This is a genomic window from Streptococcus sobrinus DSM 20742 = ATCC 33478 (assembly GCF_000686605.1).
Taxonomy (GTDB): domain Bacteria; phylum Bacillota; class Bacilli; order Lactobacillales; family Streptococcaceae; genus Streptococcus; species Streptococcus sobrinus.
In genome coordinates this window covers 30,285-56,584 of sequence record NZ_JMLC01000005.1, presented here as the reverse complement: position 1 = coordinate 56,584, position 26,300 = coordinate 30,285, and the positions used below count along the sequence as shown (strand labels likewise).

The following is a 26,300-nucleotide window of genomic DNA, read 5'->3' as shown; positions in this document are numbered from 1 at the left end:
TCCTCTCTTATTGCCCTTATCCTAACACCTTATTTTTTACTTGTCAACCGTTTTAAATAAATAGGTTGACATTAGAGCAAAAATTAAGCTCCTCTTGCAAGGAGCCAATTTACTTAGAAATTCCGGCCATTTTTACCATAACCATAGCGATCAAGGAAATCTTGGCGGAATTCCAAGAGATTATCATCCACAATGGCCTGACGCACCTTCTTCATGAGGTTAACCAAGAAATAAAGATTGTGATAGCTGGTTAACCGCAGACCAAAGGTCTCATCCGCCTTGAGTAAGTGACGGATGTAGGCTCGACTGTAGTTGCAGCAGGTATAGCAGTCACAGTCCGGATCCAAGGGACTAAAGTCTCTGGCAAAGGCCGCATTTTTCACCACCAAGCGGCCTTGACTGGTCATACAAGTGCCATTGCGGGCAATCCTGGTTGGAAGCACACAGTCAAACATATCTACCCCACGAATGACACCATCAATTAGACTATCAGGTGCCCCAACTCCCATCAGATAGCGGGGCTTGTTCTCTGGTAGAAGCGGAGTGGTAAAGTCCAGAACAGCATTCATTTCCTCATGGCTCTCACCCACAGCTAGGCCGCCGATAGAATAGCCAGGAAAGTCCATACTGACCAAGTCAGCAGCCGATTGACGGCGCAGGTCTTCATAACCCGCCCCTTGAACAATTCCAAAGAGTCCCTGGTCATGCGGACGGCGGTGAGCCTTGAGTCCCCGCTCAGCCCAACGACTGGTCCGCTCAATAGATTTCTTAACATAGTCGTAAGGTTGATAGAACTGGGGACACTCATCAAAGGACATCATGATGTCAGAGCCCAAATTGTTTTGGATGGAGATGGCCTTCTCCGGCGAGAGGAACATCTTGGCCCCGTTGAGATGGTTCTTGAAGGTTACCCCTTCTTCGGTGATATTACGACTGTCCGCCAGCGAATACACCTGGAAGCCACCGCTATCGGTCAGAATAGCTTGATCCCAGTTCATGAACCTGTGGAGGCCACCGGCATCAGCTACTAGGTCATCACCAGGTCGCAGCCAGAGATGGTAGGTGTTGGCCAAAATAATACCTGAGCCCATCTCCTTGAGTTCCTCCGGCGACTGGGTTTTAACGGTTGCCTGGGTTCCGACTGGCATAAACATGGGCGTTGAAAAGGTCCCGTGGGGGGTGATAATCTCACCCAGCCGGGCTCCTGTGTGTTTTTCTTTTTTAATCAGACGATACTTAATCGGAACATCAGTCATTGTGATATTTTCCCCCTGTAAGCCCCTCGCAAGGGCGACTTTAGCCTTACTATTCTATCAAAATATGAAGGGGATGTCACCTGTGATAGCAGGTGGTGGAACTGCTAGTTACGAAACTCATGATTGTCCCCAAATATGTGGCCGTTGCTTGTAAGCCAAAAAGAAGCCGGGCACAAGCCCGACTTCTTAACATTCTTTCCTATCAGTCATGACAAATAAACTTTTTGAGTTTTGTTGCCCGACTTATTCTTAGATTTCAACCTTGGCAGCTAAAGTCTTAGCTGGTTGTTTACCAGTATTTTCTAGGGTGACAGATTTAACTTCTGCAGCGTTGGTGAAGACTACAATAACAGATTTTTCCTTACCTGCAGCATCTAGAGCATCTAGGTCAACTACTGCCAAGAGGTCTCCAGCTTCAACATGTTGACCATCGGTCACCTTAGGTGAGAATGGAATTCCGTTGAGGCTAACGGTATCAATACCGATGTGAACCAGAACTTCCAAACCTTCGTCAGTCAAGAGACCATAAGCGTGTTTGGTAGGGAAGACACTAGTAACGACACCAGCAACTGGTGAATAAACATTACCATCTGTTGGGTTAACAGCGAAACCATCCCCCATCATCTTACCGGAGAAGACAGGATCATTCACTTGGTCAATTGGGATAATTTCCCCATCAGCAACAGAGAGAACATTTTCTGTCACGCCCTTGAAGTTATTTTCAGGAGCAGCAGCTTCTTCTTTCTTAGAAAAATCAACAACTGGGATGCGAGCACCTGAGTCAAGTAGGTCTTGGATATCGGATTTGAGGCCATCTGCCTTAGGACCATAAACCGCTTGAACACCATGGCCCTTAACAACCAGACCGAGAGCGCCAGCCTTCTTCCAGTCATTTTCACCACCGACGAGTTCTGGATCTTTAACCGTCACACGCAGGCGGGTCATGCAGGCATCAACATCATCGATGTTATCTTGCCCACCAAGGAGGTTGATGATTTGTACGATTTGAGAGTCAACAGATGTATTAGCATCGCCGTTGTTGGCATGGATAGCTTCGTCAACTTCTTCACTATCGTAGTTACCATTACGTCCAGCAGTTGCTAGGTTCAGCTTTTGAATCATGAAGTTGGCAATGAAGTAGGTAATTAAACCAAATAGAATCGTTACCCAAACAAAGTTGATGACATCAATACCCAAACCAGCTCGAATAGCCATTGGGGTACGAGTCAAGAGTTCGATGTTACCGAAGGAGTGAACACGCAGGTGAACAATATCAGCCATTGCGAAGGCACAACCTTGGATGATAGCGTAAACGACATAAAGTGGAACAGCTGCGAACATGAACATGTATTCAAGTGGTTCTGTAACCCCTGTTAGGAAGGTTGCAGCCGCTGCTGAGATGAACATTGATTTGTATTTTTTCTTCTTGTCAGGGTCAACATTGCGGTACATAGCAACCGTCATACCCATCAAGATACCAGAAGAACCAATCATTTGACCAACCTTGAAACGAGCTGGAGTCCAGTGTTGCAAGGTGTATTGGTAAGTGTGATGGTATTTACTTGGGTCACCCGCTTTAAGGTGAATCAAGTCAGTTACCCAGGCTAACCAGAGTGGGTCTTGTCCCAACATAGCTTTACCGGCTTGGGCACCTGTTTGGATAAAGTAGGTACCACCAAGTTGGGTGTAGTTCATTGGGATGGTCAACATGTGGTGCAGACCAAATGGCAAGAGCAGACGTTCCAAGGTACCATAGAGGAATGGTGCCAGGATTGGTGCTGTATTTTGTGAGTTGGCCAACCATTGACCAAAGCCGTTAATAGCGGATTGAACCAGTGGCCAGAAGATTGCCATGATCAAACCAACGATAGTAGAACGGAGGATAACCACGAAAGGTACGAAACGTTTACCATTGAAGAAGGTCAAGACATCTGGCAATTTACGGTAGTTATAGTATTTGTTGTAGGCAGTCGCACCAACGAAACCAGCGATAATACCAACGAATACCCCCATGTTAAGGGCTGGTTGGTTGAGGACATTGACAAAGTAGTCCGCAACCCGCATGGTTCCACCGAAAATATTGTGAACCACTGCCTTGCTGGTCGCATCGTTAACATCTGCTACTTGAACCCCGTAGAAGTTCCCCGTAATCAGGTTAATCAGGATGAAGGAAATACCTGCAGCAAAGGCACCACCGGCTTTTTCCTTAGCCCAGCTACCACCGATAGCCAAGGCAAAGAGCAAGTGAAGGTTGTTCAGAAAGCCCCAACCAAGTTGGGCAATCAAGTTAGTGATTTGCACCCAAGTTGTGTTTGTAGGGGCAATCAAGGCAAGTGAGTTACCGATAGAAATCATCAAACCTGCAGCAGGCATGACAGCGATAACCACCATCAAACATTTCCCGAATTTTTGCCAAAATTCGAAGCTAGCTAAGCTTTTAAGGTTTTTCATTTAAAGCTACTCCTTTATAAATTTATGATATTAAGGGCGATAAGAAAGCGACTGAAAGTTAGGAGGCTGGCAGAAAATCCTGATTTTCTAGCCAGGCTATCCATTTCCCAAGCTTTCCGCCCGTATTCACGTAAGTTAAATCGTCAGGCTCACTTCCAGACCAAAGTGGTCGGAAACGACCTCCTGATTTTGGCCATTGAAGATGACGCGACTGGTTTGGACTGGAACCTCCTGGTTGACGAAGACATAATCAAGACGCTTGTCCTGACTCTGGCCCTTCCAACCGTCAATAGATTTGCAGACCGTGACACCAGAATCCTTAGTCTCAGCCAGCTGGTAGGTATCCAGCAAGCCTTGATCCAGGATGGTTTGGTAGGCCTGGGGATTACTGATAGCATCGGTATTGAAGTCCCCCATAAAAATCTTGACCCCAGCGAAATCCGTATGACTAACCAATCGCTTAAGATTATCAACCTGATTTTCGGTTTGGCTGGTTGGTAGATTCATGTGGCAGGAATACACTTCCACAGCCTGACCATCCACTTCCACCTTAAGCCGGATAATTTTCCGGGAATCAATGGTGTGAATGTCCTGACTCTTTGAAGTGTAAAAACCTTCGGCCTCCAAAACTGGATAGCGACTGAGAAGGGCAATGCCTTCATCATAGACGTCGTAGCCGATATGAGACGTGGACCAGTGATAGGAATAACCAGCCACCCCGCGTTGCTCAAGCAATCCTAAGAGGATGAGCCCATAATTATCTGCTCTAACCTCTCCATCAGCTATCGGAGCTGCAATCGTCTGGTTGACCTCTTGCAGAGCAATCAGGTCATAATCTTTCGCTGCGATGGTATCCGCAAGATGCTCAAGCTTTTGGTCTTGATGGTCTTCCATCCAAGCGTGAACATTCAAGCTCAATAAATTCATCTCCAGACTCCTTTCCAAAGTCAACGACTTCAATTTGAAATCGTTCTCTTCAGCATGGTTTAATTATACTGTAAACGTTTTCCAGTGTCAATAGGTTTTACGGAATTCTTTTTAACTTTTTGATTTTTTTCCGAAATCAAAAGCGATTCTCTACAAAGATAATGGGATAAAAGCTATTTTTAGTACTATCTAGCACTCAAAAAAAGCTGGAAGCTTTTGCTTCCAGCTCAGGTATCTTTGCCAGTTTGTTAGACAGTTATTTAATTGCTGTGCCAGATGTCTTCATTATACTGGGCGATGGTCCGGTCAGATGAGAAGAAGCCAGCCTTGGCAATATTATTGATAACCTTGCGGTTCCAAGTTGCTTGGTCTTGGTAGTCGGCCAACATTTGTTCCTTAGTAGCAATGTAGTCCTTGAGGTCAATCAGGGTCATGAACCAGTCTTTTGAAATCAGTTCATGGTGGAGGCGAACCAGGCGTTCTTCATTACCAACGTCCTTGAGTTCGGGGCTAACGATGAAGTCCACCGCTTCCTTGATAACTTGATCTCCGTCATAGTAATCCTTAGAAACATAGCCACCCTTGGCATAGAGGTCAATGATGGTGTCGGAATCCTTACCGAAGCTGTAGATGTTTTCCTGACCAGCTAGCTCAGCGATTTCGACGTTAGCACCATCCATGGTCCCCAAGGTCAGAGCACCATTGAGCATGAACTTCATGTTCCCAGTTCCTGAAGCTTCCTTAGAAGCCAAGGAAATTTGTTCGGAAATATCGGTCGCTGGAATCAGGTGTTCCGCTACGGTGACATTGTAGTTTTCTACCAAGAAGACATTGAGATAAGGGCTAACCTCAGGGTCATTGTTAATCAACTCAGACAGACTGAGGATGAGGTGGATAACATCCTGAGCAATGACATAGGCAGGCGCTGCCTTACCACCAAAGATAACTGTGATTTTCTTTTCTGGTAGCTTGCCACGCTTGATTTCCAGATACTTGTGAATAACATATAGGGCGTTCATTTGTTGACGCTTGTACTCGTGGAAACGTTTAATTTGGGTGTCAATGATCGAATTTTCATCCAAGTCAATGCCCTTGTTTTCCTTAAGGTAGCGTTTGAGGGCCAATTTATTGTTGAATTTAATCTCAGCCAAGCGTTTTTGGACAGCTGGGTCATCAGCGAAGGCCAAGAGTTTTTCCAACTTAGTGGCATCAGTCAGATAGCTGTCACCAATGATTTCCTTGAGGTAGGCTGCCAAATCTTGGTTAGCAAATTCCAACCAGCGACGGAAGGTAATACCATTGGTTTTGTTGTTGAATTTCTCTGGGTAAAGCTCATAGAAATCCTTGAGCTCACTGTTCTTGAGGATTTCCGTGTGCAGGGCAGCCACCCCATTAACACTAGTTGAAAAATGGATGTCCATGTGGGCCATATGAACCCGCTTGTCTCCATCAATGATTTGCACAGCTGGGTTAGCATATTTCTCACGAATGAGGGCAGCCAATTTTTCGATGATGACAACCAAGTGAGGGACAACTTCATTGAGGTAGTCCAGAGGCCATTTTTCCAAGGCTTCGGCCAAAATGGTATGGTTGGTATAGCCCACCATCTTAGAAACCACAGCAACCGCTTCTTCAAAGTCGAAACCATGCTTTTCAGTCAAGAGACGGATAAGCTCAGGAATGACCATAGAAGGGTGGGTATCATTGATTTGCACATAGGCATAATCCGCCAAGTCATGGAGATTAGAACCACGTTCCAAGGCTTCATCAATCAAGAGTTGAGCGGCATTGGAAACCATGAAGTATTGTTGGTAAATTCGCAAAAGTTCCCCAGTCTTATCAGAATCATCTGGATAGAGGAAGAGGGTCAGGTTCTTTTGAATTTGGGTCTTGTCAAAGGTGATCCCATCTTTAATCAAACCGTAGTCCAAGCCGTCAATGTCAAAGAGATTGAGGTAGTTCTTGGTGTCTTTGTGGTAGCCGAGAACGTCAATCCGGTCTAGACGTGACTTGAGGGTGAAATCCTTGAAAGGCACGTCATAACTGATGTCAGTCGGAACCAGCCAAGAATCATCTTCGATCCAGTAGTTGGCCTCAGCTTCTTGTTGATTGTTGCGGAAGACTTGTTTGAAGAGACCACAGTGGTAGTTAAGGCCGACACCTTCCCCATTGATACCCAGGGTTGAGATGGAGTCAATAAAACATGAAGCCAAACGGCCCAGACCACCATTTCCTAGTGATGGTTCCAGTTCTTCATCTTCAATTTGGGCAATGTCCTTGCCAGCTGCTGCCAGTTCATCCTTGGTCGTCTTGTAGATACCTAGGTTAATCAGGTTGTTAGAGAGCAGTTTCCCAATCAAGAACTCTGCTGAAATGTAGTAAACCTTGCGTTTACCAGTATTTTTAGCAAGACCTTGAGCTTTTTCCTTAACGTAGTCCATGAGGCCCAAATAAATGGTCTTGTTGTCCAAATCTGCTAACTTACTTCCCTTTTTATCTTCTATATATTGCGTAAAACTCATTTTCTTATCCTCTGTGATAGGTCTGCGTAATTGCTTTTAAAAATTCTTTCTTGTCGTCAGTTAATTGATCGGCTGTCATCCGCCATTGCCAGTTGGTGCCAACGGTATTTGGCGTATTCATCCGGCTGGAAGCTGGAAGATCCAAGATATCCTGCATGGTAGCGATAGCAATATCGCTGACCGATGCATAAAGGGTCCTCAGCATAGCCTGGGTCACCGGTTCTCCTGGTGCCCGATGGGTGTAGGTATCGGTGTAGGCTCTAGCTTCTTCGTCCAATCCGTGGTACCAGCCCCGCACCACTTCATTGTCATGGGTACCAGTATAGGCTACCGAATGACTGGTATAGAAGTGAGGCAGGTCCATATTGAGGGGATCTGGTCCTTGGAGACCAAATTCCAAAATCTTCATACCAGGGAAGTCCGTATCCGCCAAGAGCTTTTCAGCCTTCTCATCAATATAACCAAGGTTTTCAGCGATAATTGGTAGGTCACCCAGAGCCTTTTTAATAGCTGCAAAGAGGTCATAGCCAGGGCCTGGCTGCCAGGTGCCATATTTAGCGGTATCATGGCTGGCATCGACCTGCCAAAAATCAGAGAAACCTTTGAAGTGGTCAATCCGAATGACATCGTAGAGCTTGAGGGCTTCTTGCATGCGGTAAATCCACCAAGCATAGCCAGACTTCTTGTGAGCCTCCCAATCATAGATTGGGTTACCCCAGTACTGACCTTCATCGCTGAATTCGTCGGCAGGGACACCTGCGACATAGAGTGGTTTGCGATTTTTATCGGCCTTAAAGAGCTGGGGCTGGGTCCACATTTCCACACTATCAGCAGAGACATAGATCGGCATGTCGCCAATGATTTCGATGCCTGCCTTATTGGCATAGGCCTTAAGGGCCCGCCATTGCTGGAAGAAGAAGAATTGTGTCACCTTGTGGTAGGCGATGACATCGACTAATTTCTTGCGAAGCTTCTCTAAAGTCGCCTTGTCACGCTGGATGGCTTTCTTATCGTCCCACTCTTGGAGGGCCTTGAGGTCGAAGTGTTCCTTGAAGGCCATGAAGTCTGCATAATCAGCCAACCAAGATTGGTTATCAGCTTCAAATTTGGCTAGGGCTGCTTGGGCATTTTTATCAAGTAAGAAAGCCTTGACTGCCTTTTCCAAGAGGGGGCGATGAACATCAAAGAGATGGCCGTAATTAACACTAGCTGGGTTATCCCCAAAGTCAACCGCTTCAAGGTCTGCTGCCTTCAGCCAACCATCTTCTACCAAGAGATCCAAATCAATCAGATTAGTATTGCCGGCAACAGCTGAGAATGATTGATAGGGAGAATCCCCATAACTGGTCGTCGTCAAGGGTAAGATTTGCCAGTAGGTTTGCTTGGTTTCCTCCAAGAAATCAACAAAGTCATAGGCTGCCTGACCAAAGGAACCAATACCTCTGTCACCTGCTAGTGATGTGATGTGCATCAAGACACCACTTTTTCGTTTTCCCATAAATTCCTCCATTAACTAGGTTAGTTTGGGTTAATTCTTCCTAGTTTGACTTTTTATTATCATTTTTACAGCCTAATTATAGTGGAAGCGTTTTTCTTTGTCAATGGTTTTACGTAATTCTTTTTGATTTTTTTATGAATGATACGTATAAAACTGGCTTAAAGTAAGAATTTATGGTAGAATTATCCTATAAAACTAAAGGAAAATACGATATGATGAGCAAGTATAAGCAGGTCTACGAGGACATCAAAAAGCAAATTGAGGAAGGCAAACTCCAAGCCAACCAAGAGTTGCCAACTGAAAATGAACTGATGGAGGTCTATGGTTACTCTAAGGATACCATTCGCAAAGCCCTGTCGCTTTTAGAATTGGATGGCTATATTCAAAAAATGCGGGGCCGTAATTCCATCGTGATGGAGCATGGGCGGACTAAAAATAACTACCTCTCTGAAATCAAGACCTCTGATGAGCTCAACCGTGATGAACACCTTGACATTACGACACAATTGGACAACCTCTATATCATCCAAGGTGAGCAAGAAATCATGGACATTTTCAAGGTGGATGACAGCGTAGACTTCTACCGTGTCGGTCGCAGTCGCATTATCGCTGGTGAAAAGATTGAGTTCGAGCTTTCTTACTTTGATCGTCGGGTAGTCCCTTATCTTAATAAGGAAATTGCTGAGAAATCAATCTATCAGTACCTAGAAAATCAGCTAGGCTTGAAGATTACCCATTCCCGCCGAGAAATCTCCTTCCGCTATGCCACCCAAGAAGAAAAGGATAATACGGACTTGGGCAAGTTCAATATGGTAGCTGTCGTTACCAGCCTGACCTATCTATCCAACGGTCAGCTCTTCCAATACGGTACCATCAGTTACCGTCCCGATAAATTTACCTTTGTCACTATGGCTAAACGCTAAGACCCAGGAAAAATAAAAGGAATCCAGTCCTTTTTAGCTAGCATAAAAGAGCGAAGTCTTAATTAGGGACTCCGCTCTTTTTATTGGATTAAATCTATTTAAATCGGTTTACCCAGCTATTTGCGAACCAAGCTGATGCGTTCTTGAATATGGTCGTCCGATTCCAGAATATCTACTAGGGCTCTAGCATAGTCAGCGTAAGAAATGACACTTTCTCCTTGATCATTAAGAAAGAATTCTTCACCACCTAGAAGGTAGCTACCGGTTGCTGGAGCATCCGCTTGAAAATCCGCGGCTGGGCTGATAAAGGTCCAGTTGACATCGTGACGCTTACGAAGCTCTGCTAGTTCATCAGCTTGGGCCTCAGCTATAGGTCGAAAGACTTCAGGGAAATCCGGTGTTTGCCAGAGTTGGACATCATGTTCAGCAGTCATATAAAGGCTGCCAGCCCCACCAACAATAATTAAGCGGGTCTTACTGCCTGAAAGTAAATCCGCCAAGTGTTGGGAAGTTCTGGTATGTAGAGGCAGGGTCTCTGGTGTTGAAGCACCAAATCCATCAACTACTGCATCAAAGCCAGTCAGGTCTTCCTTGGTCATAGCCAAAATATCCTTTTGAACAAAGTTTTCAGCTTTTGAGCGATTTTGACTACGGGAAAAGGCTACAACCTCATGACCACGTTTAAGTGCCTCTTCAATCACTAATTGAGAGACCTTCCCATTTGCTGCGACAACTGCAATTTTCATATAAACCTCCTTAGGAGCTTGAGTTTTCGACTCACTCTATTTTGTTACTATTTTTATTACAGGTTAAATTCTAAAACTTTAGGGAACTGCTGTCAATCACTTTGTTCCAAAAATGACTGCAGACCAAAAATCAAGCATAGAAAAAGCCCTTGGAAAAATTCCCAAGGACTCTGTCTTACTGTCTTAAATATTAGCCCAAACGCTATCAAGGATATTGGTTTGGTCTCGGTCTGGCCCGACCGAGAAGGTAGAAATACGAACACCGACCAGTTCACCGACCCGGCGAACATAGTTACGAGCTGCTTCGGGCAGTTCATCAAGGCCGCGGCAACCGGTGATGTCTTCTTCCCATCCCGGTAGTTCTTCATAGATAGGCTGGCAGCGTTTGAGTTGTTCCAAGCTAGCTGGGTAGTGGTCAATACGTTTGCCGTCCAAATCGTAAGCCACGCAGATCTTGACTGTTGGTAGGCCTGAGAGGACGTCGATGGAATTGAGGGAAAGATTGGTAATTCCTGACACCCGACGGCTATGACGCATGACAACCGAGTCAAACCAACCGACCCGACGTGGGCGACCGGTTGTTGTCCCGTATTCATGGCCAACTTCACGAATGCGATTACCGGTCTCATCATTGAGTTCTGTTGGGAAGGGACCATCGCCAACCCGACTGGTGTAGGCCTTGCAGACACCAACAACTTTATTGATTTTGCTTGGACCGACACCGGAACCAATGGTCACCCCACCAGCCACAGGATTGGAGGAGGTCACGAAAGGATAGGTCCCCTGGTCAATATCCAGCATGACACCTTGGGCCCCTTCAAAAAGGACTCGCTTACCGGCATCAAGGGCATCATTGAGGATAACCGAAGTATCGGTCACATAGTCCTTGATGGTTTGACCATATTGGTAGTATTCTTCAAAAATCTCATCGAAGACTAGGGGCTGACATTCGTACATCTTTTCAAAGAGGCGGTTCTTTTCAGCCAGGTTTGCCTTGAGGCGTTGGGCAAAGATGTCCTTGTCCAAGAGGTCAGCAATCCGAATGCCAACACGGGCCGCCTTGTCCATGTAGGCAGGGCCGATACCCTTGTTGGTCGTACCGATTTTATTATCTCCCTTGGCTGCTTCTTGCAGCTGGTCCAATTTAATATGGTAGGGCAGGATAACATGGGCCCGATCCGAAATCCGCAGGCTGTCGGTTTTTACGCCTTCCTGATGCAGGTAGTCCAGCTCTGTCACCAAGGACTTAGGATTGATAACGACTCCATTACCGATAACAGAAATTTTCTCTGGGAAAAAGATACCAGAAGGAATCAGGTGGAGTTTGAACTTCTTGCCATCAATCACGATGGTGTGGCCGGCATTGTCACCACCCTGATAACGGGCAATAACTTCGGCGTCCTGGCTCAAAAAGTCTGTAATTTTACCTTTACCTTCGTCTCCCCACTGGGTTCCAACGACTACTACTGATGTCATATGCTTACTTCGAAAGGGCCAGATAAGGCCCTTTCCCCTTTCTGGAAAATAGACGATAGGACTCTCACCTATCAGCTTTCTACAACACCTTATTATAGGAAATTTCTGACTTTTTTTCAAGATTTGACCAATGAAATCGGCTAAAGATGAAGGAATGGTTTTATTCTGCTTCATTTTATAGGTAAATTCCGAACATTTTTAAAATTCTAGTATTTTCTCTTTTATCATAAGGAAAAATTATGACCAATTTATAGCCGAAGTTTGAAAGTCAAGGTTTTTCGTTGTATAGTGGAGATAAGATTGACTTTTTTTCTGATAAGGCACTGCAAGTAAAGGAGATTTTATGACCGTCGACCAGCTCTTACAAGATAGCCCCACCAGCCTGCCAATTCTTCAGGGGACTTTTGGTCTCGAACACGAAAGTTTGCGGATTGATCGCCAGACTAACCGTTTATCCCAAAAACCCCATCCCGAAAAACTGGGCTCCCGCAATTTCCATCCTTATATCCAGACCGACTACAGCGAGCCTCAGATTGAACTGATTACGCCTATTGCTAGCTCAACCAAAGAAGCCCGACGTTTTCTAACTGGGATTGCCGATGTTGCCGGTCGTAGCTTAAACAAGGAGGACTACCTTTGGCCCCTGTCCATGCCACCCCAGGTCTCAGAAGAAGAGATTGTCATTGCCCAACTGGAGGACGACTTCGAGCGTCGCTATCGTCAGCATCTGGCCAAGGTCTATGGCAAAAGATTGCAGACCATTTCAGGTATCCACTATAATTATGGCCTGGGGCAAGATTTGCTGAACCAACTCTTTAAGCTCAGTGGTTACAAGAATCTGGCTACCTTTAAAAATGACCTCTACCTCAAACTGGCCCAGAACTTTATCAAATACCGCTGGCTTCTAACCTACCTCTACGGGGCTACTCCTCTTGCTGAAAAAGGATTTTTTGACCAAGAATTGGACGGTCCCCTTCGCTCCATTCGCAACAGCTCTCTAGGCTATGTCAATCATGATTCTGTCAAAGTGTCCTACAGTAGCTTGGAGCAGTACGTAGAGGACATTGAGGCCTGTGTGGCCGATGGTCGTCTCATTGCCGAAAAAGAATTCTACTCCCCAGTTCGCCTGCGGGGAGCTAAACGGAGTCGGGACTATCTTAGCCAAGGCATCACCTACTTAGAATTTCGTTGCTTTGACATTGACCCCTTTGACCAACAGGGGATTGCTCAGGAGACCTTGGACACGGTTCACCTTCTGGCCCTGGCTCTGCTCTGGTTGGATGGTCCCCAAACCGTTAACCAAGAGTTGCAAAGTGCTGAGGAACTTAATGAGCAAGTCGCTAGAGCCCATCCCTTGGCTAAATTGCCTAGGGAGGCTGATAGTTCATCAATCATCTCAGCTATGCGAGAACTGATTAGGCACTTCCAAGTCCCTAGCTACTATTGTCAGTTGGTTGATAAGCTGGAGAAACAGTTGGCTGACCCCAGCTTGACTATTGGTGGTCGTCTAGTCAAGGAAATCAAGGATGGGTCGCTGGAAGAATTTGGTCGCAGTCAGGGCCAAAGTTTTAGTTATTTAGCCTGGCAGGCTCCTTATGCCCTCAAGGGCTTTGAAGGTATGGAGCTCTCAACCCAGCTGATTATGTTTGATACCATCCAAAAGGGCATCAACTTGGAAATCTTAGATGAGTCCGACCAATTTTTGAAGCTCTCGGTGGGTGACCATATTGAATACGTCAAAGATGGCAATATGACAGCCAAGGATAATTTTATCGTTCCCCTAGCTATGGAAAATAAAACTGTCACCAAGAAAATCTTGCAGAAGGCCGGTTTTCCTGTCCCTGCAGGGGCTGAATTTAACCAGCTGGGAGAAGCCCTGAGCGCCTACCCTAACTTTGCCACCAAGGCCATTGTCATCAAACCCAAGTCCACTAATTTTGGACTAGGCATTTCCATTTTCAAGGAAGGGGCCAGTCGGGTAGACTACCAAAAGGCTCTGGAGCTGGCCTTTGCTGAGGATGAGAGTGTTTTGATTGAGGAATTTATCCCAGGGACTGAGTATCGTTTCTTCGTTCTGGATGGCGAGACCCTGGGAGTGGTCGAGCGTCAGGCGGCTAATGTTGTTGGTGACGGTAAATCCACCATCGCCCAACTAGTAGAAAAGAAAAACGCCAATCCCCTGCGGGGAACTGGCCACCGCTCTCCCTTAGAAAAAATTCAGTTAGGAGAGATTGAGCAATTGATGCTGGACCAGCAGGGCTACGGTTTAGACTCTATTCCTGACAAGGATGTTCGTGTCAATCTGAGAGAAAATTCCAATATCTCAACTGGTGGAGATTCCATTGACATGACCGAAGAGATGCACCCTTCTTACTTGGAACTGGCGGCTCAGATGACCAAGGCCATGGGAGCCTGGGTCTGCGGGGTGGACTTAATTATCCCAGACTACAGCCTGCCTTACACTAAGGAGGCTAGGAATGCCACCTGTATTGAGCTCAACTTTAACCCCCTCATGTATATGCACACCTATTGTGCCAAGGGACCTGGTCAAGTCATCACCACCAAGGTCGTTGAAAAGCTCTTCCCAGAAGTATAATAAAGAAAGACTCTGCTAGTAAAAAAACTGGCAGAGCCTTTTTTATAAATGCCATCAGGCGATAAAGTCTTTAATATCCTCGGGGTCTAGAGAGGAGTCGCAGACTACCTTGACTGAGCCATTTTTGGCCACTAGGAGGCCCGGAACAGTCGCAATACCGTAACGCTTCCGCAGGGCAGCAATTTCTTCAATTTGGCTCATATCCTCACTGTGAAGATAGGCAACCTTGGCTCTAGTTTCTTGAACGACTTGGGCCAACTTAGGGGCAAAGCGACGACAGAAAGGGCAGGTCGGACGACCGACAAAGAGGATAAATTTTCCCTTGGAATCAATCCTTTCTTTAGCTGCTTGTGCGGAAATTTCCTCAAAGGCGGCAACAGCTTCAGCAAAACTTGACATGGTGATACCTCACTTTAAACTTTCTTTCTATCATAGACCAAATAAAGAAGGGATGCAAGTTTTGGAAATAAAAGAGCCTTAAGCAAGAACCTTACAAATAAATTGGACAGGTATGTCTATTCTGTCTAATGACCAAGCCAATCATTTACCATCGTGCTTTGGGAGGACTATAATGAGCTTATTATGATTAGGGGGGGGTTGCTCTCATGATGAATAACTTAATTGTTAAACAACTCATAAAAAACTCGTTTGATATTCCCTTGCAGGTCACCTACCCCAATGGTAAGACTGAGGTTTATAACGGTGATAATCCACAGGTTAAAATAAAATTCAATAAGAAGATTTCGGTAACCAATCTTTCGAAAAATGCTTCTATCGTTTTGGGAGAAGCGATTATGGATGGGGATATCGAAATTGAGGGCTCCATTCAAGAACTGATTGTCTCGGCCTATCGGGCTTCGGATAGTTTCCTGAAAAATAGTAAGTTTGTTCGCTTGCTGCCAAAGCAATCCCATACTAAAGATGACAGTAAATCAGATGTCCAAAGCCACTATGATATCGGGAATGACTTCTATCGTCTTTGGCTGGACAAGACTGCGACTTATTCTTGTGCCTATTTTGAGCACGAAGATGACAGCTTGGAAGAAGCTCAATCCACAGCCTGGCAAGGCCCTCTTGGACATTGGTTGCGGCTGGGGTACTCTCATGCTGACGGCCTGTGAAGAATACGGATTGAATGTTGCGGGAATTACCCTCAGTGAAGAACAGGTCAACTTCGTGAACCAAAAGATTAAGGAAAAAGGCTTGGAAGGTCGGGCCAAGATTATTCTTAAGGATTACCGCGATATTAAAGAGGGTCCCTACGACTATATCACTAGTGTCGGTATGTTTGAGCATGTGGGGAAAGAAAATCTGGGCCAATATTTTGAAACTGTCTTTAACTACCTCAAGGATGATGGCCTTGCCCTGATTCACGGGATTTCTGGTCAAGCAGGGGGCAATCACGGCAATGGCTATAATGGCTGGATTAATAAGTATATCTTCCCTGATGACTATAGCCCTCGTTTAACTGAAAATTTAGACCACATTTCTGATGCTGGTCTGCAAGTTGCCGATATTGAGTTTCTACGGCGCCACTATCAAAGGACCCTGGAAATCTGGACAGAGAACTTCCACAAGGATCTGCCCGAGGTTCGAAAACTTCATGACGAGCGCTTCATTCGTATGTGGGAGCTCTACCTGCAAGCCTGTGCTGGCTCCTTTGAAGCCGGAAATATTGACGTGGTTCAATACCTGCTTTCCAAGGGAAATACCAAATCCACCATGCCCATGACCAGGGATTATATGTATCAATAGACAAAAAACAACTGAGCCAAGGAGTTTTCCTAGACTCAGCTTTTTATCTTAATTTAGCTCGGCAATTTGATAGAGCTCTACTTCGGCGGCGGTTTCGGAGCCGAACATGTTAATCATGATTTTGACCTTGTTATTTTCGATTTCGATTACGCGACCTTCTTGTCCCATAAAGGCTCCATCAATGATTTGCACGACATCACCGATCTTGATATTAGTGTCGAAGACTTCAACTGTTTGCCCCATTGAGACTAAAATTTGACGAATTTCTTCTTCCAAGAGCGGGGTTGGCTTTGAACGGTTCCCGTGAGATCCGACAAAGCCGGTAACGTTCGGAGTATTCCGAACGACAAACCAAGCATCATCGGTCATGACCATTTCAACCAAAACATAACCTGGGAAGCGATTTTCCTCCACTTCTTTTGTCTTACCATTCTTCTCAACATTAACGGTTTGAGTGGGAATCTCCACGCGCAGGATATTTTCGGTCATATTGTAGGTTTGCGCACGCTGTAAGAGGTTCTCCTTGACCTTATTTTCGTAACCTGAATAAGTTTGCAGGACAAACCAGCCCTTATCAAATGAATCTAGCATTTTAATTTTCCTTTCATTCCTTCTTAGTTACCAAGAGCAATATAAAAAAGCCTTCCTTTGGCTTTGCCACCTTATTATAGCACATTTCTGGCACTTAGAAAGAATTTCCTCCTAATTTTTAAAATTTACCAAAAAATGATATACTATTGCTATCTGACTCTTTTAGGAGAAAATTTAACTAAGGAGACCATTACTATGATGAATGAAAAAGAATGGGCCGAGTTTTTCGAACTAACTCAAGGACGGAAACCTCTGCCGGAGGATTATCAAAAGGCTGCTTCGGCTGGTGAATTTAAACCTGAGACAACTGTCCAAGCTACTGAGCAAGCTAAGGCCCAAGAAATTCCTAATCAGGCAATTCCTGAGCAGACCGCTGCCCCTCAAACTCAGGCTTCAACTCCTCTGCAAACTCAACCAGCTAACCAAGCTATCAATACAGGAGTAGCAACACCGAATGCCCCAGCAGGTACAACTAATCCTACCGCTCCCCTTGTCCAAGGTCAACCGCTGGCTGCAGCATCAGTTGCGCGACAGGCCAATAAAACCTCTGCCTTCAAAAAGATGGGGCAAGTCTTCAAGAAAAAGGGGGGCAAGAAGGGCTGGCCCCTTTGGCTCAACATCGGTATTATGGTTCTTATCGCCTTAGCGCTACTAGGGGCTGGCTTCTGGGGACATCATTCTCAAAGACAACTCACTACCAAGCTTGCTAATGGTGATTGGGAGCTCAAAGAATCTGCCTACTATAAGGATGGTGACTGGGATACCTACTACGAGAATGGAAATTTTAAGGATGATAAGGACACTCGCGCAGGTAGTGATAGCAGTGAAGTAACCTTTAAATACTACCTATCCAATAAAGACGGGAATTTCGTTCTTTATAATTACTTTGATGCTAGTAGTGATTCCGTATCTTTCTCCTCCTACGAACATCCAACAAGAACTTTGACTGTCAATAAGCAAAAGCAAACAGCTTCGCACCGAACTGATGACGACTATGCTTACCTGTATTCACCTAGCAAACCAGAAAAGTCAGAAAGTCTTGACGACTATAAGGTAAGATACTTTAGGAAAGGGGATGAACTAATCTTTGTCTATTACGATGGTTCTAAACCTTACTACAGAGAAACCTATCGCTCTATGTCTACATCCCAAGCAAAAAGCGTCCGTTCTAAGGTCCAAAAGAGCTACAAGAATCTTGAAGACTATGTGAAAGAACAATATGACGATGGCAATGACAATAGTAGTTCTAATTCAGGTACTAGCGGCTTTCAAGCTGGATAATCATTGACAATCCTTGAGACTAAGGTCTCGGGGGTTTTATTTTGCTCATCAGGCAAAAATCCTTTGCTCATGCTTGAAAAAAGGTTACAATAAGCCTATCTGCCATTGCTGGCAGAGCTAGAGTCGCTTGAGGAATTTGCTCTCAGCCAAAAAATGTGAGTAGGGTGAGACTGGGCCTTCATCTATGAAAGTAAGCAATCATGTAAATCACCTCCGAACAACTCTAAGTCCATCATTCTTTTAATAAATACTTTAACACCGTTAGAGAGGAGCTTCTCCTATGTTAACCATGGCTTATATTGGAAATGGTAAGAGCACCAATCGCTATCATCTGCCGTTTGTGAGAAAGTTGGCTGACAAAATTCTGGTAAAGACCATCTATCAACGCAGCAACAGCAGCTGGCCAGAATTAGAAGGCATTCACTACACGCACGACCTAGATGATATTTTAAGTGACCCTGAAATTAGCCTAGTAGCCATCTGTACGCCCCAGTCTGCCCACTATGAATTGGCCAAGACCTGCCTTGAGGCTGGCAAAAATGTCTTGGTTGAAAAGCCCTTTACGAATAATCTTGCCCAAGCCAGGGAACTCTTTGAATTCGCTAAATCCCAGGGGCTAGTTGTCCAAGCCTACCAAAATTGACGCTTTGACTCAGATTTTTTGACGGTCCAAAAAGTCTTAGCTAGTGGAAAATTGGGGGACTTACTCGAGATGGAAATGCATTTTGACTATTACCGTCCCCAAGTGCCTGAATCCAACAAGTCCTTCAAACCGGAAGAGAGCTTCCTCTACACCCATGCTTGTCATACCTTAGATCAGGTCATCTCCCTCTTTGGTCCCCCTGAGCAGGTTCACTATGATGTTCGCCAGCTCTTGGGGTCAGAACGAATGAATGACTATTTTGATCTGGATCTCTATTATGGTGCCTGCAAAGTTTCTGTCAAGTCTAGCTACTTTAGGCTTCAAGCCCGCCCTAGCTTTGCCCTTTACGGCAAAAAGGGGACTTTTATTAAGGCTAAAAAAGACCGACAGGAAGAGGACCTCAAACATTTCTACCTACCAGATCATGCAGACTTTGGCTTAGATAGACCTGAGGACTACGGCAGCTTAACCTATCTGGATGTTCAAGGTAACTACCATCAAGAAAAGGTCGTTTCCGAGGTAGGCGACTATAGCCTTTACTACCAGACCCTCTACGAGACCCTAGAAGAGGGAGCCAATAAATTGGTTAAAGATCAAGAAACACTTTTAGTCATGAGCATGTTAGAAGAGGGGCTAAGGAGCCTAGCGGATCAGTAGGGATAAGCAAGACTCCCTCATTACAGACAAAAAACCTAGCGTCCTTGCTAGGTTTTTTTCTGTTCTTATTTAAAAGGTAGGTTTACATTTTGTAGGAGGTAATTAACTCCCCAACCAGGACAAAATCAAATGCATAAATGATTACCGTAAAGAATAAGGTATATTCCAAAATTGCGAAGAAGTCCTTCCAACGTTGTCTTGGCGTAGGCCAACTAGTATGTTCTAAAATTTGAAAAATTCCGGCTAAAAATTTCACGCTTCTCTCTCTTTCTGCTAGCTAACTAGCGGGTTTCCTTATGCAGGGTATATTTCTTACAATGTTTACAATATTTGTTTACTTCCAAGCGAGTCGGCTTTGGTGTAGAACTCACACTGATTGAATAATTGCGTGAGCCACATTCCGAGCAAGCTAGGCTGGCTTTTTTCTGCGACATGATTGCCTCCGTTTTAATCTTAATCATTTTACCATGAATTAAGCTGGCAGGCAAGTCAAGGCCTTGCACTGTTTCATGGAATAAGATTCAGACTCACCCACCGCTTCTTGACAGTTAAGGAGGAGGGGCCTTTATCATTTTCCACTTGGCCTTCTCTACGACTATTTTGGGCTAAAAAAGTTAGGGGAGACTGGCTCCCCTAACTTTCTTTATGTGATGATATGCCTGCCGACGGGCAAGGTTTGCTCCCGTGAATATTAGGATTAGGCGAATTCAATGTTTTTCCTAAGCCAAGAACTTACTCAAACCATCCCTTGATGGTATTCCAAGCATCCTTGGCTTTTTCAACAATACCTGAATCATCAACAGCCTTGTCGACCTTCTTCTTAGCATCATCGGCAGCATCCTGAATTTTATCAATAATTCCCTTTGATTCATCGGAATTACTACTACTGTTCTTATTGCTAGCATCATAGGTCAAGTCTTGGCCGTCAGAAGCATAGGCATTCTTTTGGGTGAATTCTGTTCCCTTGGTATAAGGGAGAATGTAGCTGGCAGTCTGACTGAAAACATTGTCCGAAGCTCCGTAATTATCAATTATATAGTGATTTTCATCGGTGTGCTCAAAGCCCATCCACTGAGCAATAACCACGTCAGGCGTGTAGCCGATGACCCACTCATCACCAATCAGGTCTTCGTTGAAGCTGGTCTCGGTAGTCCCAGTCTTACCAGCCATGGTATAGCCATAAGCATTGGCACTGACCGCTGTCCCGTTGGAGAAGGTACCCAGCATCATGCTGGTCATCTTGTCACTGACCGACTTGCTGACGACACGCGACGAAGCCTTTTTGTACTCAACCACAGATTTGCCTGAAGCCGTCTCAATCTTGGTAATAAAGTGGGACTCGTTCATAACCCCGCCATTAGCAAAGGTCGAATAGGCTTGGGCCATCTCCAAAGGATTGGTGGTGACACTGCCACCTAGGGCAACCCCCAGATTTTTAGGCACCTTGTCCATATTGAGGCCAAATTTCTTACCATAATCAAAGGCCGTATCCACGCCCATTTCATGCAGGAGATAGACGGCTGGAATGTTGTAGGAGTTGGCTAAGGCCTGATACATAGGGACCTTCTCAGATTCAATGCCACCGTAGTTGGATGGGGCATAACCATCATAATCTTGAACCGTATTGGGCAGGTCTTCATCAATATCGTAGCCTTCAGTTACAGCTGGTGAATAGACCACCAGAGGCTTGATGGTCGAACCCGGACTGCGAGAAGACTGGGTGGCATAATTGTAGGCCCTAAAGGTCGGATTATCGGTTGAGTTAAGGCGAACAACCAGACTGCGAACGCCCCCAGTCGATGGATCAATAGCTACGCTAGCGGACTGGGCAGATGAGCCATCTGTTGGTGAGGTTGGAAAGAGGGAAGTGTCTGCATAGACCGTCTGCATACCATCCTGGTAGTTGGTGTCTAATTCAGTATAAATCTTGTAACCGTTGTTGAGGATGTCTTTTTCTGATATGCCGTATTTATTGATGGCCTCGTTGACCACCGCATCAAAGTAGGACGGGTAATTATACTTCTCATCCTTACCCGAACAGGTGTCCTGAAGGCGGCTGGACATGTCAACGGCCTTAAAGGATTTGGCATCTGCCTCCTTGAGATAGCCTGCATTGACCATGTTCTGGAGAACGGTATTGCGGCGGTTAGTCGCATTTTCTGTGGAATAGAGGGGATTATAGATTCCCGGTCCCTTGAGCATACCGGCTAGAGTGGCGGCCTCGTCGGTGGTTAGATTGGCCGCTGAAGTCCCAAAGTATTTCTGACTGGCATCTTCAACTCCCCAGACCCCATTACCAAAGTAGGCATTGTTGAGATACATGGTTAGAATTTGCTTCTTGGAATACTTCTTATTAAGCTCGACCGCTAGGAAAAATTCCTTGGCCTTCCGCGTGACTGTCTGCTCCTGACTGAGGTAGGCATTTTTAGCTAACTGTTGGGTAATGGTTGAGCCACCCCCAAAATGACCAGCAGTCAGAATGGCTAGAACGAAGTGTTTATAGTTGATACCGTGGTTCTTATAAAAGGTCCGATCCTCGGTTGCAATCACCGCATGTTCCAAGTCATCAGAAATCTGGTCCAGCTCGACATAGGTTCCCTTATTTCCCATGAGGGTGCCGGCTTCCTTACCCTTGCGGTCATAAATAACTGTCGAGGATTTGAGGGCATCCTGGAGGTCAGAGACATTGGTGGTCTTGGCCAGGTAGAAAAGATAAGCCGCTGTAAAGAGAACAAAACCTGCAACAGCAATGGCTAAAATTCGGCTGAGGTTGTACCGCCGCCAGAAACGCCGAATCCAAGACTGCTTGTCGGGAATGATAATCTTGAGAAAGGCCAGCTTAGGGTATTTCTCAACCAACTTGTCCAGTCGACTCTGATGATGAGGCGCATGACTGCGGTGATAGGCACTTTCGTGCACTGGAACCGACTCTAATTTTTGGGTCATGGACAGTTCATCACCATCGGCAGACTCTGCCTTAGCAGGGCCTCTCTTCTTTTGTTTTTTATTTGAAGTCAAAAATTTCTGGCCAAATTTCTTGGCCCCTTCTTTGATTGTTTCTAATAATTTCATAGCCCTATTATAGCAAGTTTCTTCCAAAAACCTAGAGAGAAACCCTGATTTGTGCTAAAATCAAAGGCATGAAATTCCAAATTCCAATCCCCAGCTCCTTTGCTGAAATGACAGTTGAGGAGCTCCTAGAAAGGCAATGGCTAGTCCCCAAAAAAATTCGACATTTCCTAAGAAGCAAGAGACACCTCCTGCTAAATGGACAGACTTGTAGCTGGCAAAATCCCGTCAGAGCCGGTGATGAGCTTACACTCCTTTTCGATGAAGACGATTATCCTAAGAAGGCCGTTCCCTTTGGTCAAGCGGAGCTGGTGGACTGCCTCTATGAGGATCAGCATCTTATCATCGTTAACAAACCTGAAGGCATGAAGACACATGCCAACCAGCCTGGTGAAATCGCCCTCCTTAACCATGTTTCGGCCTACGTGGGACAGGCCTGCTATGTGGTCCACCGGCTGGACAGGGAAACCAGCGGTCTAGTCCTTTTGGCTAAGAATCCCTTTGTCCTCCCCATCCTTAATCACCTCTTAGAAGACAAGAAAATTTCTCGACAATACTGGGCCCTGGTACAAGGGAGGCTAACAAACAGAACCAGCACTTACCGCGATAAGATTGGCCGAGACCGCCATGACCGCAAGAAACGCCTAGTGACAGCAAAGGGGAAAGCGGCCATCACCCATGTCCGCAGATTCAAGGAATTTTCTGGCCCTAAGGGACCATCCAGTCTGGTTAACTGTCAACTGGAAACCGGTCGCACCCACCAAATCCGGGTCCACCTAGCCCATCACGGCCACCCCATTATCGGTGATCCCCTTTATAGTAAGGTCCCTGCCAGGCGCCTCATGCTCCACGCCCACCAACTCAGTTTTATCCACCCTTTCACCAGAGAAAAAGTCATTATTAAGGCTCAATCAACTAGTTTTGAAAAAGGCTTGCCTAAATAGGGTGGGGCTTTTTAAGCTTATGAGCAGAATATTATTAAATTTTTAATTTAGAGCTTTACAATTTTCAGAAAATAATTATACTTATTGTAGTAAGGAAGTAGTTCAATTAGACAAAACCTTAGAGCATTATTGTGTCAGCATTTCACATTAACAATAAAAAGGAGAAAGATTATGACACGCAGTGAATTGAAAGCTAGAGCTAAACAAAAACTTTCTGGTAATTGGAAATGGGCTGTGGGAGTTGTTGCCGTCGTTTGGCTCATCCAGTTCCTACTTCAATTAGATATTATTCATAGTATCTTAACATCAGCAGAGTGGGTCACTAATTATGATGCGACAACCAATACGACTGATAGCTTCCGCTTTACCTTCCATACCTCACCTTTCACTGGCGCAGGAGGCTTCACTCTAGGGCTGATCGCTTCCAGTGCTACACTTGGTTTCCTTCACTTTATTGATAATCGTAAGGATGAAAATGTCATTGCTAGTACTTTTGCAGGCTTTACAGAAGGTCGTATTTGAGCATTCCTATTGAATTGGATTCTTCAATATATTTTCATAGTTCTTTGGGGCCTGCTCTTCTTTATTCCAGGAATCATCAAAACCTACTCTTATGCTATGTCCACCTATATTGTCGATGACCTTAAGCGTCAAGGCAAGAACCTATCGGCCACTGAAGCCATCACTAAATCTCGCCGTCTGATGGATGGCCATAATGGGGCCTCTTCGTTCTGGACCTCAGCTTCCTGGGTTGGATTATCCTGGCAAGTTTGACCTTTGGTATCGGTTATCTTTGGCTCCATCCTTACATGCAAACAACGCGTGCGGAATTCTACCGCAACCTAGTCGCTCAAAATCCAGAAGCATTAGCTGATTAAAGTAATACTCTCATATTAAGACACGAAAAAGAGGCAATCCGATTGGATTTCCTCTTTTATTATTCTCTTGAATCAAGCAAAGGGCTGGCCAGATATCCCTAGGCCTTAGTGCCGCCCTTAAATTTATTGGACACGACATGAAAAGGACGAAGTCGATAATACTTCGTCCTTTGAATTAGTGGTAGGATTAGGTAGCCCACCATCGGGGCTACCGTTGTAAAACAGGTGCCTTTAGCACCCAGTTTTACTTATCCTATCACATCATCCCACCCATCATGCTTGGGTCCATGGCTGGAGCTGCGGGAGCATTTTCTTCTGGGTGATCTGCGACAACAGCTTCGGTTGTCAAAATCAGACTAGCAACGGAAGCTGCATTTTGCAGGGCTGAACGGCTGACCTTGACAGGGTCAATGATACCGGCTTCAACCATATCGACCCAACTACCATCGGCAGCATTGAAACCAGTTCCTGACTTGCTTGCTTTGAGTTTTTCAATGATAACAGAACCTTCATAACCAGCGTTGCGGGCGATTTGGCGAACAGGTTCTTCCAGAGCACGAAGGACGATGTTACGGCCTGTTGCTTGGTCACCAGCCAAATCAAGGGCAGTAACCTTTTCAATGACATTAACCAGAGCGGTACCACCACCGGCAACGATGCCTTCTTCAACGGCAGCACGGGTAGCGTTGAGGGCGTCTTCAATGCGGAGTTTCATTTCCTTGAGTTCGGTTTCGGTTGCGGCACCAACCTTGATGACTGCGACACCGCCGGACAATTTCGCCAAGCGTTCTTGCAGTTTTTCACGGTCAAATTCTGATGTGGTGCTTTCCAATTGTGATTTGATAACAGCAACACGTTCGGCGATGGCATCAGCTGAGCCAGCACCTTCCACAATGACGGTTGAATCCTTATCAATGGTAATCTTGGCTGCTTGACCAAGGGAAGCAATGCTAGCATCCTTGAGTTCCAAACCAAGGTCTTCGGTAATGACTGTACCACCGGTCAGGATGGCAATATCTTCCAACATGGCCTTGCGACGGTCACCAAAGCCAGGAGCCTTGACAGCCACAACATTGAAGGTACCACGAATCTTATTGAGAACCAGAGTTGGGAGGGCTTCACCATCCACGTCGTCAGCAATAATCAAGAGAGGACGGCTGGTCTTGAGCACTTCTTCCAAGAGTGGCAGCACGTCTTGGATGTTAGAAATCTTCTTGTCTGTAATCAAGATATAAGGGTTATCTAGGTCTGCGACCATCTTTTCATTGTCGGTCACCATGTATTGAGAGAGGTAACCACGGTCAAATTGCATCCCTTCAACGACATCCAATTCGGTTGCCATACCACGAGATTCTTCAATGGTAATAACCCCATCATTACCAACCTTTTCCATAGCTTCAGAGATGTATTCACCGACCTTTTCAGAGCGAGAAGATACGGCAGCAACCTGAGCGATGGCTTCCTTGTTGGCAACGGGTTGAGCGATTGCCTTAAGTTCATCAACAGCAGTTGAAACAGCCCTTTCAATACCACGACGGATGCCGATTGGGTTAGCACCTGCTGTGACGTTTTTGAGGCCTTCACGAACGATAGCCTGGGTCAAAACGGTTGCGGTGGTTGTCCCGTCACCAGCGATGTCATTGGTCTTGGAAGCAACTTCTGATACCAGTTTGGCACCCATATTTTCAAAGTGGTCTTCCAATTCGATTTCCTTGGCAATGGTTACCCCATCGTTGGTAATCAAAGGTGATCCAAAGGATTTTTCCAATACGACATTGCGGCCTTTAGGGCCAAGCGTTACCTTAACAGTATCCGCCAAAACGTCAACACCACGCACCATGGCAGAGCGTGCATCTGCTGAAAATTTAATATCTTTTGCCATTTATTTTACCTGTCTTTCTTATCTATCTCTTGCTTGGATTAGCGGCTTCACAAGGGCAATTTGATTCCAACTTGGAGCTCAAATTCGTCCTTTGCAAGAAGAAGCTAGGGTTATCCTAGACCTAGCATATCCTGCTAGGCCAGCTAAACCAAGAAATTTTTCTAGTCAGTCATTAAGAAGCAGACTGACCTTTTGCTTGAGCTGA

19 protein-coding genes and 3 pseudogenes are annotated in these 26,300 nt (G+C 45.4%); 9 read left to right on the top strand and 13 right to left on the bottom strand.

Going from position 1 to position 26,300, the window contains the following annotated elements:
* Positions 1-113: 113 nt before the first annotated feature.
* The 5 genes from tgt to malQ all read right to left on the bottom strand — a co-directional run bounded on the left by tgt (position 114) and on the right by malQ (position 8,654).
* On the bottom strand, positions 114-1,256 hold the full coding sequence (tgt, locus tag BS63_RS0103590; RefSeq protein ID WP_002962587.1) for a tRNA guanosine(34) transglycosylase Tgt: 1,143 nt from the start codon (positions 1,254-1,256) through the stop codon (positions 114-116).
* A 249-nt stretch (positions 1,257-1,505) separates the two neighbouring features.
* Entirely contained in the window at positions 1,506-3,707 is a 2,202-nt protein-coding gene (locus BS63_RS0103585; protein ID WP_028798440.1) for a PTS transporter subunit IIBC, read from the bottom strand.
* Between the two features lie 135 nt (positions 3,708-3,842).
* A complete protein-coding gene (locus BS63_RS0103580; protein ID WP_019775623.1) occupies positions 3,843-4,634 on the bottom strand; it encodes an endonuclease/exonuclease/phosphatase family protein in 792 nt (263 codons plus the stop codon).
* A gap of 260 nt (positions 4,635-4,894) precedes the next feature.
* Entirely contained in the window at positions 4,895-7,156 is a 2,262-nt protein-coding gene (glgP, locus tag BS63_RS0103575) for a glycogen/starch/alpha-glucan family phosphorylase (protein WP_002961802.1), read from the bottom strand.
* Between the two features lie 4 nt (positions 7,157-7,160).
* Positions 7,161-8,654, bottom strand: a complete 1,494-nt coding sequence (gene malQ, locus BS63_RS0103570; protein ID WP_002961803.1) for a 4-alpha-glucanotransferase — start codon at positions 8,652-8,654, stop codon at positions 7,161-7,163.
* 212 nt (positions 8,655-8,866) lie between these two features.
* On the opposite strand from malQ, the gene BS63_RS0103565 reads away from it, so the two are divergent.
* Complete coding sequence (locus tag BS63_RS0103565) at positions 8,867-9,577, top strand: UTRA domain-containing protein (protein WP_028798439.1); 711 nt, start codon at positions 8,867-8,869, stop codon at positions 9,575-9,577.
* Positions 9,578-9,693: 116 nt separating this feature from the next.
* Here BS63_RS0103565 and BS63_RS0103560 read toward each other — a convergent pair whose 3' ends face one another.
* Positions 9,694-10,323 (bottom strand): NAD(P)-dependent oxidoreductase, encoded by a 630-nt coding sequence (locus BS63_RS0103560; protein ID WP_002961808.1) that lies wholly within the window; start codon positions 10,321-10,323, stop codon positions 9,694-9,696.
* A gap of 183 nt (positions 10,324-10,506) precedes the next feature.
* On the bottom strand, positions 10,507-11,799 hold the full coding sequence (locus BS63_RS0103555) for an adenylosuccinate synthase (RefSeq protein WP_028798438.1): 1,293 nt from the start codon (positions 11,797-11,799) through the stop codon (positions 10,507-10,509).
* A gap of 343 nt (positions 11,800-12,142) precedes the next feature.
* On the opposite strand from BS63_RS0103555, the gene gshAB reads away from it, so the two are divergent.
* Positions 12,143-14,395, top strand: coding sequence for a bifunctional glutamate--cysteine ligase GshA/glutathione synthetase GshB (gene gshAB, locus BS63_RS0103550; protein WP_028798437.1), 2,253 nt, complete (start codon positions 12,143-12,145; stop codon positions 14,393-14,395).
* Positions 14,396-14,449: 54 nt separating this feature from the next.
* On the opposite strand, the gene BS63_RS0103545 is transcribed toward gshAB, so the two are convergent.
* On the bottom strand, positions 14,450-14,794 hold the full coding sequence (locus tag BS63_RS0103545; protein WP_002961816.1) for a DUF6568 family protein: 345 nt from the start codon (positions 14,792-14,794) through the stop codon (positions 14,450-14,452).
* A 206-nt stretch (positions 14,795-15,000) separates the two neighbouring features.
* Between BS63_RS0103545 and BS63_RS1000000111315 the strand changes: the two are divergent.
* Positions 15,001-16,150 (top strand): annotated as a pseudogene (locus tag BS63_RS1000000111315) (class I SAM-dependent methyltransferase).
* A 48-nt stretch (positions 16,151-16,198) separates the two neighbouring features.
* Here the strand turns inward: BS63_RS1000000111315 and nusG are convergent.
* Positions 16,199-16,741, bottom strand: a complete 543-nt coding sequence (gene nusG / locus BS63_RS0103535) for a transcription termination/antitermination protein NusG (protein WP_002961817.1) — start codon at positions 16,739-16,741, stop codon at positions 16,199-16,201.
* A gap of 195 nt (positions 16,742-16,936) precedes the next feature.
* Between nusG and BS63_RS0103530 the strand changes: the two genes are divergently transcribed.
* Both BS63_RS0103530 and BS63_RS1000000111310 read left to right on the top strand, forming a co-directional pair.
* Positions 16,937-18,022: a hypothetical protein gene (locus BS63_RS0103530; RefSeq protein ID WP_028798436.1), complete on the top strand. Its 1,086-nt coding sequence runs from the start codon at positions 16,937-16,939 to the stop codon at positions 18,020-18,022.
* Between the two features lie 280 nt (positions 18,023-18,302).
* Positions 18,303-19,322 (top strand): annotated as a pseudogene (locus BS63_RS1000000111310) (Gfo/Idh/MocA family oxidoreductase).
* A 65-nt stretch (positions 19,323-19,387) separates the two neighbouring features.
* Here BS63_RS1000000111310 and secE read toward each other — a convergent pair.
* The 3 genes and pseudogenes from secE to pbp2a all read right to left on the bottom strand — a co-directional run bounded on the left by secE (position 19,388) and on the right by pbp2a (position 22,394).
* Positions 19,388-19,578: pseudogene (gene secE, locus BS63_RS0103520) on the bottom strand (preprotein translocase subunit SecE).
* 25 nt (positions 19,579-19,603) lie between these two features.
* Positions 19,604-19,756, bottom strand: coding sequence for a 50S ribosomal protein L33 (rpmG, locus tag BS63_RS1000000111705; protein WP_002961820.1), 153 nt, complete (start codon positions 19,754-19,756; stop codon positions 19,604-19,606).
* 298 nt (positions 19,757-20,054) lie between these two features.
* Positions 20,055-22,394: a penicillin-binding protein PBP2A gene (gene pbp2a, locus BS63_RS0103515; RefSeq protein ID WP_002961821.1), complete on the bottom strand. Its 2,340-nt coding sequence runs from the start codon at positions 22,392-22,394 to the stop codon at positions 20,055-20,057.
* 68 nt (positions 22,395-22,462) lie between these two features.
* Here pbp2a and BS63_RS0103510 point away from each other — a divergent pair, with 68 nt between their 5' ends.
* From BS63_RS0103510 to BS63_RS1000000112370, 4 genes are all read left to right on the top strand, one after another.
* The gene (locus BS63_RS0103510) at positions 22,463-23,335 is read left to right on the top strand and encodes an RluA family pseudouridine synthase (RefSeq protein ID WP_002961822.1); all 873 of its coding nucleotides are present in this window, start codon (positions 22,463-22,465) and stop codon (positions 23,333-23,335) included.
* Between the two features lie 171 nt (positions 23,336-23,506).
* The gene (locus BS63_RS0103505) at positions 23,507-23,857 is read left to right on the top strand and encodes a hypothetical protein (RefSeq protein WP_019769497.1); all 351 of its coding nucleotides are present in this window, start codon (positions 23,507-23,509) and stop codon (positions 23,855-23,857) included.
* A 9-nt stretch (positions 23,858-23,866) separates the two neighbouring features.
* Positions 23,867-24,109 carry a DUF975 family protein gene (locus tag BS63_RS1000000111305; protein WP_282705102.1) on the top strand — a complete coding sequence of 81 codons (243 nt, stop codon included), beginning with the start codon at positions 23,867-23,869 and terminating at the stop codon, positions 24,107-24,109.
* On the top strand, positions 24,106-24,213 hold the full coding sequence (locus BS63_RS1000000112370) for a hypothetical protein (RefSeq protein WP_282705101.1): 108 nt from the start codon (positions 24,106-24,108) through the stop codon (positions 24,211-24,213). Before BS63_RS1000000111305 ends, BS63_RS1000000112370 begins: the two co-directional genes overlap by 4 nt.
* Before the next feature lie 256 nt (positions 24,214-24,469).
* On the opposite strand, the gene groL is transcribed toward BS63_RS1000000112370, so the two are convergent.
* Positions 24,470-26,095 (bottom strand): chaperonin GroEL, encoded by a 1,626-nt coding sequence (gene groL, locus BS63_RS0103495; protein WP_019772051.1) that lies wholly within the window; start codon positions 26,093-26,095, stop codon positions 24,470-24,472.
* Between the last annotated feature and the right edge of the window lie 205 nt (positions 26,096-26,300).

Coding starts and splice junctions, on each gene's coding strand:
- glgP (WP_002961802.1), bottom strand. CDS start 7,156: ATGAGTTTTACGCAATATATAGAAGATAAAAAGGGAAGTAAGTTAGCA.
- BS63_RS0103545 (WP_002961816.1), bottom strand. CDS start 14,794: ATGTCAAGTTTTGCTGAAGCTGTTGCCGCCTTTGAGGAAATTTCCGCA.
- malQ (WP_002961803.1), bottom strand. CDS start 8,654: ATGGGAAAACGAAAAAGTGGTGTCTTGATGCACATCACATCACTAGCA.
- BS63_RS0103565 (WP_028798439.1), top strand. CDS start 8,867: ATGATGAGCAAGTATAAGCAGGTCTACGAGGACATCAAAAAGCAAATT.
- nusG (WP_002961817.1), bottom strand. CDS start 16,741: ATGCTAGATTCATTTGATAAGGGCTGGTTTGTCCTGCAAACTTATTCA.
- BS63_RS0103530 (WP_028798436.1), top strand. CDS start 16,937: ATGATGAATGAAAAAGAATGGGCCGAGTTTTTCGAACTAACTCAAGGA.
- rpmG (WP_002961820.1), bottom strand. CDS start 19,756: ATGTCGCAGAAAAAAGCCAGCCTAGCTTGCTCGGAATGTGGCTCACGC.
- gshAB (WP_028798437.1), top strand. CDS start 12,143: ATGACCGTCGACCAGCTCTTACAAGATAGCCCCACCAGCCTGCCAATT.
- BS63_RS0103585 (WP_028798440.1), bottom strand. CDS start 3,707: ATGAAAAACCTTAAAAGCTTAGCTAGCTTCGAATTTTGGCAAAAATTC.
- BS63_RS0103505 (WP_019769497.1), top strand. CDS start 23,507: ATGACACGCAGTGAATTGAAAGCTAGAGCTAAACAAAAACTTTCTGGT.
- BS63_RS0103580 (WP_019775623.1), bottom strand. CDS start 4,634: ATGAATTTATTGAGCTTGAATGTTCACGCTTGGATGGAAGACCATCAA.
- BS63_RS0103555 (WP_028798438.1), bottom strand. CDS start 11,799: ATGACATCAGTAGTAGTCGTTGGAACCCAGTGGGGAGACGAAGGTAAA.
- groL (WP_019772051.1), bottom strand. CDS start 26,095: ATGGCAAAAGATATTAAATTTTCAGCAGATGCACGCTCTGCCATGGTG.
- BS63_RS0103560 (WP_002961808.1), bottom strand. CDS start 10,323: ATGAAAATTGCAGTTGTCGCAGCAAATGGGAAGGTCTCTCAATTAGTG.
- tgt (WP_002962587.1), bottom strand. CDS start 1,256: ATGACTGATGTTCCGATTAAGTATCGTCTGATTAAAAAAGAAAAACAC.
- pbp2a (WP_002961821.1), bottom strand. CDS start 22,394: ATGAAATTATTAGAAACAATCAAAGAAGGGGCCAAGAAATTTGGCCAG.
- BS63_RS0103510 (WP_002961822.1), top strand. CDS start 22,463: ATGAAATTCCAAATTCCAATCCCCAGCTCCTTTGCTGAAATGACAGTT.